The organism is Rhodomicrobium sp. R_RK_3 (genome assembly GCF_002198715.1).
GTDB lineage: Bacteria > Pseudomonadota > Alphaproteobacteria > Rhizobiales > Rhodomicrobiaceae > R-RK-3.
Genome location: NZ_MWLK01000037.1, coordinates 63,787 through 81,658, shown reverse-complemented (window position 1 = coordinate 81,658; position 17,872 = coordinate 63,787). Strand labels below are relative to the sequence as shown.

General features: G+C 65.9%; 12 protein-coding genes. 2 read left to right on the top strand and 10 right to left on the bottom strand.

Features of this window, described 5'->3' with window-relative positions; all coding sequences use genetic code 11:
* Positions 1-26: 26 nt before the first annotated feature.
* The 3 genes from BLEFHOIH_RS23900 to BLEFHOIH_RS23890 all read right to left on the bottom strand — a co-directional run bounded on the left by BLEFHOIH_RS23900 (position 27) and on the right by BLEFHOIH_RS23890 (position 5,511).
* The gene (locus tag BLEFHOIH_RS23900; protein WP_088348568.1) at positions 27-3,632 is read right to left on the bottom strand and encodes a hydantoinase B/oxoprolinase family protein; all 3,606 of its coding nucleotides are present in this window, start codon (positions 3,630-3,632) and stop codon (positions 27-29) included.
* Positions 3,633-3,868: 236 nt separating this feature from the next.
* Positions 3,869-4,486, bottom strand: a complete 618-nt coding sequence (locus BLEFHOIH_RS23895) for a histidine phosphatase family protein (RefSeq protein WP_088348567.1) — start codon at positions 4,484-4,486, stop codon at positions 3,869-3,871.
* Positions 4,483-5,511 (bottom strand): class I fructose-bisphosphate aldolase, encoded by a 1,029-nt coding sequence (locus tag BLEFHOIH_RS23890; protein ID WP_210191630.1) that lies wholly within the window; start codon positions 5,509-5,511, stop codon positions 4,483-4,485. The genes BLEFHOIH_RS23895 and BLEFHOIH_RS23890 overlap by 4 nt, the downstream gene beginning before the upstream one ends.
* A gap of 476 nt (positions 5,512-5,987) precedes the next feature.
* Here BLEFHOIH_RS23890 and BLEFHOIH_RS23885 point away from each other — a divergent pair, with 476 nt between their 5' ends.
* Together BLEFHOIH_RS23885 and BLEFHOIH_RS23880 are read left to right on the top strand one after the other, a co-directional pair.
* Positions 5,988-6,686: an HAD family phosphatase gene (locus tag BLEFHOIH_RS23885; protein WP_088348565.1), complete on the top strand. Its 699-nt coding sequence runs from the start codon at positions 5,988-5,990 to the stop codon at positions 6,684-6,686.
* Positions 6,683-9,043 (top strand): glycosyl hydrolase family 65 protein, encoded by a 2,361-nt coding sequence (locus tag BLEFHOIH_RS23880; RefSeq protein WP_088348564.1) that lies wholly within the window; start codon positions 6,683-6,685, stop codon positions 9,041-9,043. The genes BLEFHOIH_RS23885 and BLEFHOIH_RS23880 overlap by 4 nt, the downstream gene beginning before the upstream one ends.
* A gap of 28 nt (positions 9,044-9,071) precedes the next feature.
* Here the strand turns inward: BLEFHOIH_RS23880 and lpdA are convergent, their stop codons facing one another.
* The 7 genes from lpdA to sucC all read right to left on the bottom strand — a co-directional run bounded on the left by lpdA (position 9,072) and on the right by sucC (position 17,847).
* Complete coding sequence (gene lpdA, locus BLEFHOIH_RS23875) at positions 9,072-10,481, bottom strand: dihydrolipoyl dehydrogenase (protein WP_088348563.1); 1,410 nt, start codon at positions 10,479-10,481, stop codon at positions 9,072-9,074.
* Positions 10,482-10,603: 122 nt separating this feature from the next.
* On the bottom strand, positions 10,604-11,881 hold the full coding sequence (odhB, locus tag BLEFHOIH_RS23870) for a 2-oxoglutarate dehydrogenase complex dihydrolipoyllysine-residue succinyltransferase (RefSeq protein ID WP_088348562.1): 1,278 nt from the start codon (positions 11,879-11,881) through the stop codon (positions 10,604-10,606).
* A gap of 66 nt (positions 11,882-11,947) precedes the next feature.
* Positions 11,948-14,899, bottom strand: a complete 2,952-nt coding sequence (locus tag BLEFHOIH_RS23865; RefSeq protein WP_088348561.1) for a 2-oxoglutarate dehydrogenase E1 component — start codon at positions 14,897-14,899, stop codon at positions 11,948-11,950.
* A 112-nt stretch (positions 14,900-15,011) separates the two neighbouring features.
* Positions 15,012-15,887, bottom strand: a complete 876-nt coding sequence (sucD, locus tag BLEFHOIH_RS23860) for a succinate--CoA ligase subunit alpha (protein ID WP_088348560.1) — start codon at positions 15,885-15,887, stop codon at positions 15,012-15,014.
* A 13-nt stretch (positions 15,888-15,900) separates the two neighbouring features.
* A complete protein-coding gene (locus tag BLEFHOIH_RS23855; RefSeq protein WP_245297171.1) occupies positions 15,901-16,332 on the bottom strand; it encodes a PIN domain-containing protein in 432 nt (143 codons plus the stop codon).
* On the bottom strand, positions 16,301-16,648 hold the full coding sequence (locus BLEFHOIH_RS26455; RefSeq protein WP_125461877.1) for a DUF6364 family protein: 348 nt from the start codon (positions 16,646-16,648) through the stop codon (positions 16,301-16,303). Before BLEFHOIH_RS26455 ends, BLEFHOIH_RS23855 begins: the two co-directional genes overlap by 32 nt.
* Positions 16,645-17,847: an ADP-forming succinate--CoA ligase subunit beta gene (gene sucC, locus BLEFHOIH_RS23850; protein ID WP_088348558.1), complete on the bottom strand. Its 1,203-nt coding sequence runs from the start codon at positions 17,845-17,847 to the stop codon at positions 16,645-16,647. Before sucC ends, BLEFHOIH_RS26455 begins: the two co-directional genes overlap by 4 nt.
* Positions 17,848-17,872: the final 25 nt, after the last annotated feature.

Below are 17,872 nucleotides of genomic sequence, written 5' to 3'. Positions count from 1 at the left end.
ACGGCATTCAGAGCGGCGCTTCGAGGTCAAACCGCGCCGTAGCCGCCACCCCCGGGGGTCTCGAGGATGAAGATGTCGCCGGGCTGCATCTGGCGCTGATCGTTGCCTTTCAGCTCTTCGGTGGCCCCGTTGGCGCGACGCACCGCATTGCGGCCGGATAAACCCGCCCCGCCTCCCGCGACACCCTGCGGCCGCGTCCGCCGGTTGAGCGCGAGCACAGTCGCCGTCATCGGCGCCAGGAACCGTACCCGCCGCACCACGCCGTCGCCGCCGCGATGCCGGCCCGCGCCGCCCGAGCCTTTGCGGATCGAGAACTCTTCCACGATCACCGGAAAACGCTGCTCCAGCACCTCCGGGTCGGTCATTCGGGTATTGGTCATGTGGCAATGCACGGCGGAAGCGCCATCGAAATCCGGCCCGGCGCCGGTGCCGCCGCAGATGGTCTCGTAATTCTGGTAAGTCTCGTTGCCCCAGACGAAATTGTTCATCGTTCCTTGCGAGGCCGCCACCACGCCGAGCGCCTTGTACAGCGCCTCGCCGATGCTCTGCGACACCTCCGTATTGCCCGCGATGACGGCCGCCGGATAGACCGGGTTAATCATGCTGCCGCGCGGCGCGATCACTTTGAGCGGCTTCATGCAGCCCTCGTTGAGCGGGATGTCCGCGCCGACCAGCGTGCGGAAGACATAGAGGATCGCCGCGTGGCAGACGGCGAGCGGGGCGTTGTAATTGCCCGAATGCTGCGCCGAGGTGCCGGTGAAATCGATGGTCGCCGAGCGCTCGGCCCGGTCGACACGGATCGCCACCCGGATCGTCGCGCCGTGATCCAGCTCGTATTCCGCCTCGCCGTCCGACAGCCTGTCGATGACCTGCCGCACGGACTCCTCGGCATTGTCCTGCACGTGCCGCATATAGGCATTGACCGTCTCGACGCCGAACTGGGCGATGATCTTGCCGATCTCTCGCGAGCCGGTTTCGTTCGCCGCGATTTGGGCGACGAGGTCGGCGATGTTGTGGTCCGGGTTGCGGCAGGGATAGCGGCCCGAACCGAGCAGCGCCCGCGTTTCGGCCTCGCGGAAGCGGCCCTTCTCGACGATCAGGAAATTGTCGATGACGACGCCTTCCTCCTCGATATGGGTGCTGTCGGGCGGCGAGGAGCCGGGCGTCTTGCCGCCGATATCGGCGTGGTGGCCGCGCGAGCCGGTGTAGAACAGGATGGTCTCGCCAGCCGCGTCGAAGACGGGGGTGATGACGGTCACGTCGGGCAGATGCGTGCCGCCGTTGAAGGGCGCGTTCAGCATGAAGACGTCGCCGGGATGCACGTTGCCCGCATTCTCGCGGATGACGGTGCGCACGCTTTCGCCCATGGAGCCCAGATGCACCGGCACATGCGGCGCGTTGGCGACCAGATTGCCGTCGCCGTCGAAGATGGCGCAGGAGAAATCCAGCCGCTCCTTGATGTTGACGGAGTAGGAGGTGTTCTGCAGCGTCACGCCCATCTGCTCGGCGACCGACATGAAGAGGTTATTGAACACCTCCAGCATGACCGGATCGGCCGAGGTGCCGATGGCTTCGGTCTTCGGGCGCGGCACGTAGCGGGTGAGCACCAGCGCGCCGCCTTCGCGGGTCGCGGCCTCCCAGCCATCCTCGACGATATTGGTCCCGGTCCGCTCGACGATGATCGCCGGGCCGCGAATAACCGAGCCGGCGGTCAGCCCGTCGCGGTCATGCACCGGGACGCTGCGCCATTCACCGCCGACCCGCATGGTGGCGCGGCCGAGCATCGGCTGGGCATGGGCGGCGGCGGCGAAATCCTCCGGCGCGGTCGGCTCGTCCGGCCGCCCGACGGCCTCGACCGAGACCGCCTCGATCAGCAACTCGCGATCCTCCGGCACGAAGCCGAAGCGCGTCTTGTGCTGCGCTTCGAAGGCGGCTTTCATCGAGGGCACGTCGCTGAGCTTGACCAGGAGCGCCTGCTGGCTGCCGTCATAGCGGATATGCGCCATGGCCCGGCGCGCGATGCGGTTGGCGTCGATGCCCTGCCCAGCAATTTCCGCCTTGGCCGCCTCGTACAGCGCATCGACGATGCCGGCCACCGCCGCGACGCCCTCATCCGAAAGCGGCCGGTCGATCTGCTGCTCGCGCATGGCGGCGAAATCGGCAAGGCCCATGCCATAGGCCGACAGCACGCCGGCGAAAGGATGCAGGAAAATCGTCTCCATGCCGAGCGCGTCGGCGACGAGGCAGGCGTGCTGGCCGCCCGCGCCGCCAAAGCAGTTGAGGGCGTAGCCGGAGACGTCATAGCCGCGCTGCACGGAGATTTTTTTGATGGCATTGGCCATGTTGAGGATGGCGATGCGCAGAAAACCATCGGCGACGCTTTCGGGACTCATCAGCGGCTGGCCGGTCGCCTCGGCGACATCCTGCGCCAGCGCCTCGAATTTCTCCCGGACGGCGGCAACGTCCAGCGGCTCGTCGCCATCGGGACCGAAGACGCGCGGGAAATAAGCCGGGTTCAGCTTGCCGAGCAGCACGTTGCAATCGGTCACGGTGAGCGGACCGCCGCGCCGGTAGCAGGCCGGCCCCGGATTGGCGCCCGCCGACTCCGGCCCGACGCGGAACCGCCCGCTCTCAAAAGCCAGGATCGAGCCGCCGCCCGCCGCCACCGTATGGATGTTCATCATCGGCGCGCGCAGCCGGACGCCCGCCACCTCGGTCTCGAAGGAGCGTTCATATTCGCCCTGGAAATGCGTTACGTCGGTCGAAGTACCGCCCATGTCGAAGCCGATGACCTTATGGAAGCCGGCTTGCTGGGCTGTCCGCGCCATGCCGACGACGCCGCCCGCCGGGCCGGACAAAATCGCGTCCTTGCCCTGAAACAGCGAGGCGTCGGTCAGGCCGCCATTCGACTGCATGAACATCAGCTTGGCGCCGGTGCCGCGCTTCGCCCCGAGTTCGGACGTCACCTGCCCGACATAATGTTTCAGGATCGGCGAGAGATAGGCGTCGACGACGGCGGTGTCGGTGCGCGAGACCAGTTTGATCAGCGGGCTGACCTCATGGCTGACCGAAATCTGCGTATAGCCGATCACCCGCGCGGCCTCGGCGACACGCTGCTCGTGCTCGGGATAGCGGTAGCCATGCGCGAAGGCGATGGCGACGGAGCGGATGCCAGCCTCGTAATGGCGCTCCAGCGCCGATGCGGCGGCGTCGATATCGAGCGGGATCAGCAGCTTGCCCTGCGCATCGACCCGCTCGGCGCATTCCTCGACCTCGGAGAACAGCATTTCCGGCAGCCGGATATCGAGGTCGAACAGGCGCGGCCGGTTCTGGTAGCCGATGCGGGGCAGATCCTTGAAGCCTTGCGTGATGAGCAGCAGCGTGCGCTCGCCCTTGCGCTCGAGCAGCGCGTTGGTGGCGACGGTGGTGCCCATCTTGATGGCGCCGATGGCGTCGGGCGGGATCGGCTGGCCCGCCGCGAGGCCGAGCAGCTCGCGGATGCCCTGCACGGCGGCGTCCTGGTAGCGCTCGGGGTTTTCGGAGAGCAGTTTGCGCGTCACCAGCGTGCCGTCGGGACGCTTGGCCACGATGTCGGTAAAGGTGCCGCCGCGATCGATCCAGAACTGCCACATGGAAACATCCCCTTGCCGCTGCGATGGCTTCGGGCTGCGTTGGAAGCGGCGTCACAAGCCCTTCACGACCATATAATACATTCACAATTTGTCAACGTTTTACCGACGTGACGCCGAGCGGCTGTCGAGCACGGAGTACCGCGCGACTAGGTTTGCCGTTGCGCTGCCTTCACCCATGGGAGGGGGGGCGGGTTGCCGCGAGGTGCGGCGTTTTGCTTCCGACCTAAACGGCCCGTCTAAGCGCCGCCCGCCAACGAAGCCGGGCTGGCATTCCAGAGTGCGATCACGCGCAGCTCGGGGCGTGAACGATGATGGCCCAAAATATTGAGGGACGCGGTGCCCAGCGAGAGATGCTGCCCCTCGGCCACCGGCAGTCCGATCCATCGGGCGGCCAGGGCCGGTCCGAATTGCCCGTGGGAGAATAGCGCGATGTTTCCGGTCATGCTGCCGAGTCGCGCGATCAGCCGGTCGGCGCGGGCGGAAATCTGCTCGGGCGTTTCGCCATGCGGGCAGCCGTCGCGGAAGACGTCCCAATCCGGGTGCTGCTGGCGGATGTCCACGGTGCGCTTGCCCTCGTAATCGCCGTAATCCCATTCCGCCAGATCGGGCTCGACTTCCGCCCGCGCCCCCAATCCGGCCAGTTCGCAGGTGCGCTTCGCACGCTGCATCGGGCTGGTGAAGACGCGCTCGAAGGCGACGAAGCCGAGCCACGGCGCGAGCGCGCGCGATTCCTCCTCGCCTTTGGCGGTCAGGGGCAGGTCCGTGCGGCTGGTATGCTGGCCGGTCAGCGACCATTCGGTCTCGCCATGCCGGACGAGATATAGGCGCGGTTGCGTCTCGGAAGAGGTGCTCATCTCCGCTCCATCCCGGCATCGTATACGCCCTGGCGCGCGGCCCGATTGCAGCGTGCGCGATGGGCGAGGGCGTCCTGCGCCGCCTCCACATTGGCCTCCTCGCCCCGCCAGATCTCCAGCGCCGGCTGCTGAATGGCGCGCGAGAAGGAAAAGGTCAGCGGCCAGGGCACGCGCGGCGCTCGCGACCTGGCCAGGAGGGTCATGGCGTTGAGCCGGGCGGAGGCGAGTTCGGCGGATTGCCCGCCCGACAGGAACGCTATCCCCTGAACGGCCGCCGGAACCGCTTCGAGAAAGCTGTCCACGGTGGCGGCGGCCACTTGCTCCACAGTCTCCTGCACCGGGGCGTCCAATCCCGGCAGCACCATGTTGGGCTTCAGGATCATCCCCTCCAGCATGACGCGCTGCGAACGCAGATGAGCGAAGACGCTCAGCAATGTCTCGCGGGTGACTTTCCGGCATCGCTCCAGGCTGTGATCGCCATCCATCAGCACCTCCGGCTCGACCATGGGCACCAGTCCCGTTTCCTGGCACAGCGCGGCGTAGCGCGCCAGCGCATCGGCGTTGGCCTCGATGCAGCCCTCGGTCGGGAGGCCATCGGCGGGTGAAATCACCGCGCGCCATTTGGCAAAGCGGGCGCCCATCACAGCATAGTCCCGCAGGCGTTGCCGCAACCCGTCGAGCCCTTCGGTGATCTTCTCGCCCGGATGGAGCGCCAGATCCACGGCGCCGGCATCGACCTTGATGCCGGGAACGACGCCGGCCGCAGTCAGAATCTCGATGAAGGGCGTGCCGTCTCTTGCCTGCTGGCGAATGGTCTCGTCATAGAGGATGGCGCCGCTGATGCTGTCGCCGAGACCGGGCGTGGTAACGATCAGCTCCCGGTAGGCGCGCCTCGCCGCCTCGGTCTGGGGAATGCCCAAGGCCGCGAATCGCTTGTTGCAGGTCGGATTGCTCTCATCCATCGCGAGCAGGCCCTTTCCCTCGCCGAGCAGCCTCCTCGCGGTTTCGATAAGCTGGCGCTCGATTGTCCGGCGGTCCTGATCCTCGTGTTTCGGGTTGGGTGTGTCGATCATCCCGGCTCCTTCTGCTCGGTCGCGAGCGTGCTTGGCGGGCGGTGGCGCAACGCGAAATGCCCGTCACCATAGCCGCCGGGCGATCGCCGCAAGCAGGCCCGGAAATTGCTCATGCCGCGTCGCCGGGCCCAATCGGACATCCCGATAACCGCCTTTGGCCCTCAAGGCCTCCCGCAGCCGGCGCAAAACCGCCCGGGATGGTTAACGCAGTCTGCCTTGCGGGGCGGTGCAGGCGCAACCCCGGCCGACGGGGATCGTTTCCGATCAAATCAACGCGATGGCCGGCCCAAGGTGCGAACCCCTTCCGCGCTGGGCGGGTTGATGATCCGGAAGGCGGCGGCCAGATACGTCTTTTACACATCGCGGAGCGATGATTACCGGTCCGTGGCGAGCATCATCGAGCAGGCGAACCCCAGGAGCCAGAACCCATGCTGACCGCCGCAATTTTCGACGTCGACGGCGTGCTGCTCGAATCGCCTCACCAGCAGGCCTGGAGGGAATCGCTGCAAGGCTTCGCCGACCCGGAGCGCTTCACCACGGCGATGTACCAGGCAACCGTGGCGGGGAAACCGCGCCTCGCCGGGGCGGTGGCCGCGCTCGAGGCATTGGGCGTACCAGATGCCGAGGGGCGTGCGCCCGCCTATGCGGAGAAAAAACAGAGGCGGCTGCTGGAACTCGTCCAAGCTGGAGGCGTCACCGCATTTCCCGATGCGCTGCGCTTCGTCCGGGCGGTTCGGGCGCTCGGTTGGCCCATGGCGGTGGCGTCCTCGTCCAAGAATGCGAGTGCGATGATGCGCGCCATTCCGATGGGCGACGGTCTGAGCCTTCTCGATATGTTCACCGCCGATGCCTGCGGCCGCGATGTCGCCCATGGCAAGCCGGACCCCGAGATTTTTCTGGTGGCCGCAACCGAGCTGGGCATCGAGCCGGCGCGCTGCGTCGTGATCGAGGACGCCCCCGCCGGCATCGAGGCGGCCCGCGCGGGCGGCATGGCTGGATTGGGCGTCGCCCGGCTGGACGACGCCGCCGGCCTCTGGGCAGCGGGGGCGAACCTCGTGGTGACGAGCCTGGACGATGTCGCCCTGGATGCGTGGGCAGAAGGGCGGCTTAGCCCGCGAACCGCATGAAAAAGCAAGACACCATGGCGCAAGTGCTGATTCCCACCGCAGATCCCGCCTGGGTTCTGTGCACCCATGGCTATGACCCGCTGCGGCAGACCAGCGTCGAGTCGCGGTTTGCCATCAGCAACGGCTTCCTGGGCATCCGGGGCGCGCGGTCGGTGACGAGGGGCGCCTGCTGGGCGGTCCCGCCGAGCACCTATGTCGCCGGCCTGTTCGATACGGCGTCAGCGGAATCGGCGGTGCCGACGCTGGTGCCGGCGGCCGATTGGCTCCGGCTCAAAATCCTGCTGCCGGGCGGCCCCATGGTGCATCACCCCGGCCATGTGTCATCGCATTGCACGACGCTCGACATGAAACGCGGCGCGCTGCTGAGCGAGTGGCACCGGCTGAAAGCGGCGGGCCAGGATGATGCCGACGCCGCCTTTCACATGCGCACGATGCGCCTCGTATCGCTCGACGAGCGCGCGATCGGGCTGCAGCTCATCCAGTTCGAGGTCAAGGACGGCGGCATGGAAACGACGCTCGAAGCCTCGTTCGAAGGGGTCGATCGCGGGCTGGTCGTCGAACGGCTCGAACATGAGCTCGGCCTGTGGCGCACGCATAATTCCGGCAAGCGGCTTGCCATCGCCACGGCATCGCGCCTGCTGATCGACGGGCGCGAGCTGGAACCGATCGCGCGCGGCGAACTCAAGAGCACATGGAAGTGGAGCTGCAGCTCCGGGCAGGTGGGATGTTTCGAACGCCTCGTCGCCGTGGTCCGGGCCGACACGCTAACCGGGGATCCGGGCAAGGAGGCCACGGCCAAGCTCGCCGGGGCGCGGCGGCTCGGGGCGCTCGGCCTGGTCGCCCGGCATGAAGCCGCCTGGGCGAGCCGCTGGCGGCTCAGCGATGTCGAGGTCGAGGGCGATCCCGCCGCGCAGCAGGCCCTGCGCTTCGCGCTTTATCACCTGAACAGCGCCGCCAATCCAGCCGACGAGCGCGTCTCCATCGGTGCCCGCGCGCTGACCGGCGAGGACTATCGCGGCCATGCCTTCTGGGACACCGAAATCTATCTGCTGCCCTTCTACAGTCTGACATGGCCGGAGGCGGCCCGATCGCTGCTGATCTACCGCTACCGGACGCTGGACGGCGCGCGCGCCAAGGCCGCCCGCATGGGCTGGCGCGGCGCGCTCTATGCCTGGGAATCGGCCGACACGGGCGAGGAGACGACGCCGGATCACGCGGTCGGGTCCGATGGACAGATCATTCCCATCCTGAGCGGCAGGGAGGAGCAGCATATCAGCGCCGATGTGGCCTACGCCGTCTGGCAATATTGGCAGGCCAGCGGGGATGACGGGTTCCTGCTCGAAGCCGGCGCCGAAATCCTGTTCGAGACGGCCCGGTTCTGGTTGAGCCGCGCCACCTTGGAGGCCGACGGCCGAAGCCATATACGCGGCGTCATCGGGCCGGACGAATATCACGAACATATCGACGACAACGCGTTCACCAATGTGCTGGCCCGCTGGAATATCTTGCGCGCGCTCGACGTCGCGGCGCTGCTCCGCGAGCGCTGGCCGGCGCGGTGGGCGGCCCTCTCGGCCGATCTCGGGCTCGGCGATGACGAACTCGCCGAATGGGCGCGCGCGGCCGAGACGATGGCGACGGGATTCGACCCCGAAACCGGCCTTTACGAGCAGTTCGCTGGCTATAACCAACTCGAAGAGATCGATCTTGCAAGCTATGCCGGCCGCACAGTGCCCATGGACGTGGTGCTCGGGCGGGAGCGGACGAGCGCGTCCCAGGTCATCAAGCAGGCCGACGTGGTGGCGCTGCTGGGGCTGCTGCCGGACGCTTTCCCCGGCGACACGGGGCTAAAGAACTTCCAGTATTACGAGCCACGCTGCAGTCACGGCAGCTCGCTCAGCCGGGCCATGCACGGCTATGTCGCGGCGCGGCTGGGCTTGTCGGACCTCGCCCTGCGCTATTTCCGACAATCGGCGGCCATCGACCTCGGCGACATGCATGTCGAAGCGGATGGCGGGGTGCATATCGCGGCCCTGGGCGGCATCTGGATGACGGCCGTGCTCGGCTTCGCGGGCTTGGCGCTGACGGAAGACGGCCCCGGCCTCGATCCTCGACTGCCGCCCGGTTGGACCAGCCTCGGCTTCGGTTTTCAGTGGCGCGGACGGAGCCTCAGGATCCGCATCGGGCAGGCGGCCCAAGAGATCGAAGCGTCGCTCGAAGCGGGCAAGCCGATGGTGCTGCAGGTCGGCGGCCGGCCGCATAAGTTGCGGGCCGGCAAAACGGTGAACATCCCAATGGGACGTCCCGCCGCCGCCCGGCGCGGCGTTTCTCCCCGGCCGGAAGCAGCCGGGGAGGTTTGACGGCGCGAGCGGCTTCGGCTGCGCGGACCTACATGTGGATGGCGCGCTTGCCGACCGCCAGAGCGGCTTCCTTGATGGCCTCGGTCAGCGTCGGGTGGGCGTGGCAGGTGCGGGCCAGATCCTCGGCCGAGCCGCCGAATTCCATCAGCACCGCCGCTTCCGCGATCATGTTGCCCGCATCCGGGCCGACGATGTGGACGCCGAGCACGCGGTCGGTCTTGGCGTCGGCGAGGATTTTTACGAAGCCTTCGGTCTGCCGGTTCACCTTGGCGCGCGCATTCGCCGTGAACGGGAATTTGCCGCTATTGTAGGTAACGCCCGCTTCCTTCAGCTCCTCCTCGGTCTTGCCGACGGAGGCGACCTCCGGATAGGTGTAGATGACGTTCGGGATGACGTCGTAATTCACATGGCCAGCCTGTCCGGCCAGGATTTCGGCCACCGCGACGCCCTCATCCTCGGCCTTATGCGCCAGCATCGGTCCGGCGATCACGTCGCCGATGGCGTAGATGCCGGGAACATTGGTCTGGTAGTGCGGATCGACGACGATGCGGCGGCGGTTGTCGAGCTTGACGCCGAGGTCTTCGAGGCCGAGGCCGTCCGTGTAAGGCACGCGGCCGACGGCGACCAGCACCACGTCGGCTTCGAAGGTCTCCTTCTCGCCGCCCTGCGCGGGCTCGATAGTCGCCTTCACCCCGGCGCCGTTCGGCGTGACCGACGTCACCTTATGGCCGAGCTTGAATTCGATGCCCTGCTTGCCGAGCAGGCGCTGGAATTGCTTCGCCACCTCGCCGTCCATGCCGGGGATGATGCGGTCCAAGAATTCAACGACCAGCACCTCAGCGCCGAGACGCCGCCAGACCGAGCCGAGTTCCAGCCCGATGATGCCGCCGCCGATCACCAAAAGCTTCTTCGGCACGGCGTTCAGGTCGAGCGCGCCGGTCGAGGAGACGACGCGCTTCTCGTCGATCTCGATGCCCGGCAGGCGCGCCACGTCCGAGCCGGTGGCGACCACGATGGCCTTGGCCTCGAGCAGCTTGGCGCCGGCGCCATTGTCGCCGGTCACTTCGACCTTGTTCGGCGCGGTGATGCGGGCGGTACCGCGATGGCTGTCGATCTTGTTCTTCTTGAACAGGAAATCGATGCCCTTGACGTTGCCGTCGACGCCCTCGGCCTTGTAGGCGAGCATTCCCGGCAGATCGAGGTCGGGCTTCACCTTGATGCCCATATGGCCGAGGCCGCCATTCGCCGCTTCCTCGTAAAACTCGGAAGCGTGCAGCATGGCCTTGGACGGAATGCAGCCGACATTCAGGCAGGTGCCGCCATGCGTCGCCCGTTTCTCCACCACCGCCACCTTCATGCCGAGCTGCGCCGCGCGGATGGCGCAGACATAGCCCCCCGGCCCCGTGCCGATGACGATCAGGTCGTATGCGTCTGCCATAGCTGCCTCTTTTAAGGTCGTTTGCAGCGGGCGGGCCGCTCAAGGCCACGCCGCCGTCTGTTATCGAAGATGATGTGGGGTGGAATGCGCAGAATTCACCGGCGGCCGCGGCCGCCGGGTTATCAGAGGTCCAGCACCAGGCGCTGCGGGTCTTCCAGGCTCTCCTTGACGCGGACGAGGAAGGTCACGGCCTCGCGGCCGTCGACGATGCGGTGGTCGTAGGTCAGCGCCAGATACATCATCGGCCGCACCTCGACCTTGCCGTCGATCACCACCGGGCGGTCCTGGATCTTGTGCATCCCAAGAATGCCGGACTGCGGCGAGTTGAGGATCGGCGTCGACATCAGCGAGCCGTAGATGCCGCCATTGGTGATGGTGAAGGTGCCGCCCTGCATGTCCTCGATGGCAAGCTTGCCGTCGCGGGCGCGGCGGCCGAAATCGGCGATCGATTTCTCGACCTGGGCGATGTTCTGCTGGTCCGCGTCGCGCAGCACCGGCACCACGAGGCCGCGATCCGTGCCGACCGCAATGCCGATATTGTAGAAATTCTTATAGACGATGTCCTCGCCGTCGATCTCGGCATTGACCGCCGGGACTTCATGCAGGGCGTGGATGCAGGCTTTGACGAAGAAGCCCATGAAGCCGAGCTTGACGCCGTGCTTCTTCTCGAACAGGTCCTTGTACTGCGCGCGCGCCTTCATGATGCCGCTCATGTCCACCTCGTTGAAGGTGGTGAGCATGGCGGCATTGTTCTGCGATTCCTTCAGCCGGCGCGCGATGGTCTGGCGCAGCTTGGTCATGCGCACGCGCTCCTCCCGCGCCTGATCGGCGGGGCGGACGGATCGGGCCATTGCGGGGGCGGGGACCGGCGCCGGGGCGGGGGCCTGCGCGCCGCGATCCAGCACGGCGAGCACGTCGCCCTTCAGGATGCGGCCGTCCTTGCCGGTGCCGGGGATGGAAGCCGGATCGAGGCTGTTTTCGGAGACCGCCTTCAGCACGGCCGGCGACAGCGTCTCGGCGGCGACGGCGGCCGTGGGCGCGGACTTCACCGCCGGGGCGGGCGAGCCCTGCTCGGCGGCGGGCTGCTGGCGGCCGTTCGGCGCGGCTTGCGAGACTTTTTCCGGAGCCGGAGCCGCAGCGGGCTTCGCTGCCGCCGCGCCGGACCCTTCGCCGATCGAGCCGAGCACGGCGCCGACCGCGACGGTTTCGCCTTCCTTGACGACGATCTCGGAGATCACGCCCGCAGCCGGCGCGTTGACCTCCAGCGTGACCTTGTCGGTCTCAAGTTCGACCAGCGGCTCGTCCGCCTTCACGGCATCGCCCGGCTTCTTGTACCATTTGCCGACGATCGCCTCGGTGACGGATTCGCCCAATGTGGGCACGCGTATTTCGGTCGTCATAGCCTGTAAAACCCCTTCTTTGGCAAGGCGGCGCGGCGCGTAGGGTCGCGGCCTGCTCCCTCTTTTCTAGACTGTCAGTGCCTCGTCGACGAAGGACCGGAGTTCGGCCAGATGCTTGCGCATCAGCCCGGTCGCCGTGGCGGCGGAGGCGGCCCGGCCGACATAGCGCGGCCGGCGGTGTTGGGCGCCCAAATGGTCGAGCACCCATTCGATGTTGGCTTCGATGAAGTTCCAGGAACCCATGTTCTTCGGCTCTTCCTGGCACCAGATCATCTCGGCCTGCGGGAAGCGCCCGAGTTCCTGGATCAGCGCGCGGGCCGGGAACGGATAGAGCTGCTCGATCCGCATCAGATAGACATTGTCGATCTTGCGGGCCTCGCGCTCCTCGAACAGGTCGTAATAGACCTTGCCCGAGCACATCACGACGCGCTTGATCTCATTGTCCGGCACCAGCTTGACGTTCTCGCTGAGGCCGACTTCGGCGCCGTCCCAGAGCACACGGTGGAAGCTGGTCTCCGGCCCGAAATCGGCGATCTCCGAGGTGACGCGCTTGTGGCGCAAAAGCGATTTCGGCGTCATCAGGATCAAGGGCTTGCGGAACTTGCGGTGCATCTGCCGGCGCAGGATGTGGAAGTAATTGGCCGGGGTAGTGACGTTGGCCACCTGCCAATTGTCCTCCGCCGAAAGCTGCAGGAAGCGCTCCAGCCGGGCCGACGAATGCTCCGGCCCCTGGCCTTCGTAGCCATGCGGCAGCAGCATCACGAGGCCCGACATGCGCAGCCACTTGCGCTCGCCCGAGGACAGGAACTGGTCGATGACGACCTGGGCGCCGTTGGCGAAGTCGCCGAACTGGGCTTCCCAGAGCACCAAGGCCATCGGCTCGGCAAGGCTGAAGCCATATTCGAAGCCGAGCACCGCCTCTTCGGACAGCATCGAGTTGATGATCTCGATCTTGGCCTGTCCCTTGGCGATGTGGTTGATCGGGGTGTATTTCTTCTCGGTCACCTGGTCGACCAGCACGGCGTGGCGCTGTGAGAAGGTGCCGCGCTCGACATCCTGGCCGGAAAGGCGGACGGGAAAGCCCTCGTTCACCAAGGTTCCAAGCGCCAGCGATTCCGCCATCGCCCAGTCGATGCCCACGCCGTCCTCGATCATCTTGCGGCGGTTGACGAACAGCCGCTCGATGGTGCGGTGGGCGTTGAACTCCTTCGGGATGGTCGTGAGCTTTTCGCCGACCTTACGCAAAGTTTCCAGCGGCATGCCGGTTTCGCCCTTGCGCGGGCCTTCCTCGGCGCGGGCAAGACCCGACCAGCGGCCGTCCAGCCAGTCCGCCTTGTTCGGGCGGTAATTGTCGCCGAGCTCGAACTCGCTTTCGAGATGCTTGCTGACGCTCTCGCGCAGCTCGTCGACCTCGCCCTTGGCGATCAGGTTCTCGTCGGTGAGGCGCTGGCCGTAGAGATCCGTCACCGAGCCGTGCTCGCGGATGCGCTTATACATCAGCGGCTGGGTGAAGGCCGGCTCGTCGCCCTCATTATGGCCGAAGCGGCGGTAGCAGAACATGTCGATGACGACGGGCTTGTGGAACTGCTGCCGGAACTCGGTGGCGATCTTGGCGACATGCACCACGGCTTCCGGGTCGTCGCCATTGACGTGGAAAATCGGCGCCTCGATCATGCGGGCGACGTCCGACGGGTAGGGCGAGGAGCGGGCAAAGCGCGGCGCGGTGGTGAAGCCGATCTGGTTGTTGACGATGAAATGGATCGAGCCGCCGGTGCGGTGGCCTTTCAGTCCAGAGAGGCCGAAACATTCGGCGACCACGCCCTGGCCGGCGAAGGCCGCATCGCCATGGATCAGCAGCGGCAGCACCGTGGTGCGGTCCTTGTCGCCGGCCTGGTCCTGCTTGGCGCGCACCTTGCCGAGCACCACCGGATCGACGATCTCCAGATGCGACGGGTTGGCGGTCAGCGACAGATGCACGTTGTTGCCGTCGAAATCGCGGTCGGAGGAGGCGCCCAGATGGTACTTCACGTCGCCCGAGCCCTCGACATCGTCCGGATTGGCCGAGCCGCCCTTGAACTCATGGAAGATGGCGCGGTAGGGCTTGCTCAGCACGTTGGCGAGCACGTTGAGGCGGCCGCGATGGGCCATGCCGAGCACGATCTCACGCACGCCGAGCTGGCCCCCGCGCTTGATGATCTGCTCCAGCGCGGGGACCATGGCTTCGGCGCCGTCGAGGCCGAAACGCTTGGTGCCGGTGTATTTCTTGTCGAGGAACTTTTCGAACGTCTCGGCTTCGATCAGCTTGGCGAGGATGGCCTTCTTGCCGAGGTCGGTGAAGACGACGTCCTTGTCGTGGCCTTCGATCCGCTCCTGAATCCAGGCTTTCTGCTGCGGCACCGAAATGTGCATGAACTCGACGCCGATCTTGCCGCAATAGGTGCGGCGCAGGATTTCGACGATCTGGCGGATGGTCGCCATTTCGAGGCCGAGCACCTTGTCGATATAGACCAGCCGGTCCATGTCCTCGGGGCCGAAGCCGTAAGTTTCGGGCTGCAACTCGGGATGCGGCTTGCGCTCGGTGAGGCGGAGAGGATCGAGATCGGCGGCGAGGTGCCCGCGCACGCGGTAGGAGCGGATCAGCATGAGGGCGCGGATCGAATCGCGTACCGCCTTCATGGTCTCGGCCGGCGTCAGCTCGACGCCCTTGACCTGCGCCTGCTCGGCGATCTTCTGCTCGATGCGGCGCTCGGCGGCGTCGGCCCAGTCGCCCGCCAATGCGGTGACCAGTTCGCCATTGGCGGCCGGCGGCCAGTCGGGGCGCTTCCAGGAGGGGCCTTGCGCATCCGCGATCACCGTCTCCTTGCGCTCCTTCAGCCCGCCGAAAAAGGCGCGCCAGTCGGAGGTCACCGAGCCGGGATTGTCCTGAAACCTGGAATAGAGATCCTCGATATAGGCGGCGTTGACGCCTTGAAGGAAGGAGGTCTGCTCGAAAAAGTCGTTCTGGCCTTGCTTGCTCATGATTTAACCACCCCAAGGATCGAGGCGCTGATCTCCGTTACGAAAGAATATGGCCCGCCTACAGCGGACCATATGGGAAGACTCGCATCGAATTGCGACTAAGCAATTAGCATCAGCCGCGCAAAACCTCCACCAGCGTCGTGCCGAGGCTGGCGGGAGAATCGGCGACTCTGATGCCGGCAGAGCGCATCGCCTCGATTTTGCTGCCGGCGTCGCCTTTGCCCCCTGCAATAATCGCACCAGCATGACCCATGCGGCGGCCGGGAGGCGCCGTGACGCCGGCGATGAAGCCGACCATCGGCTTCTTTACCTTCGACTTCGCTAAAAATTCGGCTGTCTCCTCCTCAGCCGAGCCGCCGATTTCGCCGATCATGATGATCGACTGCGTCTCGGGGTCGGCCAGGAACAGCTCCATCACGTCGATGAATTCGGTGCCCTTGACCGGATCGCCGCCGATGCCGACGCAGCTCGACTGGCCAAGGCCTGCCGCCGTGGTCTGGTGGACGGCTTCATAGGTCAGCGTGCCGGAGCGGGAGACGATGCCGACCGAGCCGCGCTTATGGATGTGGCCCGGCATGATGCCGATCTTGCATTCGTTCGGGGTGATGACGCCGGGGCAGTTCGGCCCGACCAGCCGCGTGCGCGAACCTTCCAGCGCCCGCTTGACGCGGACCATGTCGAACACCGGGATGCCCTCGGTGATGCAGACCGCGAGCGGGATCTCGGCGTCGATGGCTTCCAGGATGGCGTCGGCGGCGAAGGCCGGCGGCACGTAGATGACGGTGGCGTTGGCGCCGGTCTTGGCGATGGCCTCCTCGACGGTGTCGAAGATCGGCAGGCCGAGATGGGTCGAGCCGCCTTTGCCGGGGGTGACGCCGCCGACCATCTTGGTGCCGTAGGCGATGGCCTGCTCGGTGTGGAAGGTGCCTTGGGAGCCGGTGATGCCCTGGCAGATCACCTTGGTGTCTTTATCGACGAGAACCGCCATTCAAGAAAGCCTTTCAAAAACTCGTGTTTCGCTGATCGGACCCGGCCCCCGGCGCGGCGGCGGCGTCCTCGTGAAAGCCGGATTTCGGCACATCCTTGAAGGGATTGCAGACCTTGACGTCGCCATAGGTCTGGCCGTGATTGAGATCCTCGCTATAGACCACCGGCGCGCCCAGCGCGCTCGCCGCTGCCAGGATCGCGCCGTCCCAATAGGACAGGCCGTAGCGCGAGGCCATGACGGCGGCATTCTTGACGAGGCCCATATCGATCGGATGACAGGGGAACTCCTGAAAATTCTCCAGCCATTCCATCGCCTTTTCGCCGGGCATCTTGAAGTCCGCCTTGCGCGTGGCGACGGTGTAGAATTCCTGCACGACCTGAGCCGAGAGTCCGAAGAAGGTCTCCTGGATCAGCTCACTTGCTATCGTCTTCTTTCTTGCGTCCATCGGGTTCCGCGAAGCCGCGTACAGAAGGATGTTCGTGTCGAGGAAGCATTCCACGATCATAGAGCTCCTCCCGGTTCCACTTCCATTCTCCAAGGTCCAGCGTGGCCTCCTCGGCCAGTTCCTTCAGACGGCTGCGGGCCTTGGCCGCCCGGTCCTCCTGGTCGGAGAGCCGGGTCAGATAGTCCCGCACGAGGCCGTTCACCGTCGTATTCCGCTCGGAGGCGTAGCGCCGCACAGACGCCAGCACACGCTCGTCCACGCTCAAAGTGATGTTTTTCATGCCACACAGTTTATGTGTGGCTGTGTAGCCGGTCAAGCCGCGATTCTACGTACCTCTTTGACGATCTTGTCCGCCGCGTCAGCCAGATTGTCGGCCGGAATGACCGCCAGACCGGAGTCGCGCAGGATCTGCTTGCCGAGTTCGACATTGGTGCCCTCGAGCCGGACGACCAGCGGCACGGCCAGATTCATCTCGCGGGCCGCCGCGATCACGCCTTCCGCGATGATGTCGCAGCGCATGATGCCGCCGAAAATGTTGACCAGGATGCCCTTCACGTTCGGATCGGACAGGATGATCTTGAACGCCTCGGTCACCTTCTCCTTCGAGGCGCCGCCGCCGACGTCGAGGAAGTTGGCCGGCTCCTCGCCATAGAGCTTGATGATGTCCATGGTCGCCATGGCGAGGCCGGCGCCGTTCACCAGGCAGCCGATGGTGCCGTCGAGCTTGACGTAGGAGAGGTCGAATTTGGAGGCTTCGACTTCGGCCGGGTCTTCCTCGTCCAGATCGCGCAGGGCGACGATGTCGGGATGGCGGAAGAGGGCGTTGCTGTCGAAGTTCACCTTAGCGTCGAGGCAGAGCAGGTCGCCGCTTTCGGTGACGATCAGCGGGTTGATCTCCAGCAGCGCGACGTCCTTCTCGGTGCACATGCGGACGAGATTGCCGATCAGCGCCACGCATTGCTTGACCTGGTCGCCGCTGAGGCCGAGGCCGAAGGCGATCTTGCGGCCATGGAAAGACGAATAGCCGGAGGCCGGGTCGATGGTCAGCGTGTGGATGCGCTCGGGCGTGTCATGCGCGACGTCCTCGATGTTCATGCCGCCTTCGGTCGAGGAGATGATGGCGAGGCGGGAGGAGGAGCGGTCGATCAGCGCCGACAGATAAAGTTCGCGCTTGATGGCCGAGCCGTCTTCGATATAGAGCCGCTTGACCTTCTTGCCTTCGGGGCCGGTCTGCAAGGTCACCAGCGTGTTGCCGAGCATTTCGGCGGCGAATTTGCCGACCTCCTCGATCGACTTGGCCAGACGCACGCCGCCCTTCTCGCCGGCGGCGGCTTCCTTGAACTTGCCCTTGCCGCGTCCGCCGGCATGGATCTGCGCCTTCACCACCCAGACCGGGCCGGGCAGCGATTCCGCGACGCGCATCGCCTCATCCGGCGTGAAGGCGACGCCGCCGCGCGATACCGGCACGCGATAATCGCGCAAAATCGCCTTGGCCTGATATTCATGGATGTTCATCTGCGCGCTCTCCAGCCTTGCTGTT

What these genes read in the sequence shown, in the direction of transcription:
- BLEFHOIH_RS23900 (WP_088348568.1), bottom strand. Translation starts at nt 3,632, where the DNA reads ATGTGGCAGTTCTGGATCGATCGCGGCGGCACCTTTACCGACATCGTG.
- BLEFHOIH_RS23895 (WP_088348567.1), bottom strand. Translation starts at nt 4,486, where the DNA reads ATGAGCACCTCTTCCGAGACGCAACCGCGCCTATATCTCGTCCGGCAT.
- BLEFHOIH_RS23885 (WP_088348565.1), top strand. Translation starts at nt 5,988, where the DNA reads ATGCTGACCGCCGCAATTTTCGACGTCGACGGCGTGCTGCTCGAATCG.
- BLEFHOIH_RS23880 (WP_088348564.1), top strand. Translation starts at nt 6,683, where the DNA reads ATGAAAAAGCAAGACACCATGGCGCAAGTGCTGATTCCCACCGCAGAT.
- lpdA (WP_088348563.1), bottom strand. Translation starts at nt 10,481, where the DNA reads ATGGCAGACGCATACGACCTGATCGTCATCGGCACGGGGCCGGGGGGC.
- odhB (WP_088348562.1), bottom strand. Translation starts at nt 11,881, where the DNA reads ATGACGACCGAAATACGCGTGCCCACATTGGGCGAATCCGTCACCGAG.
- BLEFHOIH_RS23865 (WP_088348561.1), bottom strand. Translation starts at nt 14,899, where the DNA reads ATGAGCAAGCAAGGCCAGAACGACTTTTTCGAGCAGACCTCCTTCCTT.
- sucD (WP_088348560.1), bottom strand. Translation starts at nt 15,887, where the DNA reads ATGGCGGTTCTCGTCGATAAAGACACCAAGGTGATCTGCCAGGGCATC.
- BLEFHOIH_RS23855 (WP_245297171.1), bottom strand. Translation starts at nt 16,332, where the DNA reads ATGGACGCAAGAAAGAAGACGATAGCAAGTGAGCTGATCCAGGAGACC.
- sucC (WP_088348558.1), bottom strand. Translation starts at nt 17,847, where the DNA reads ATGAACATCCATGAATATCAGGCCAAGGCGATTTTGCGCGATTATCGC.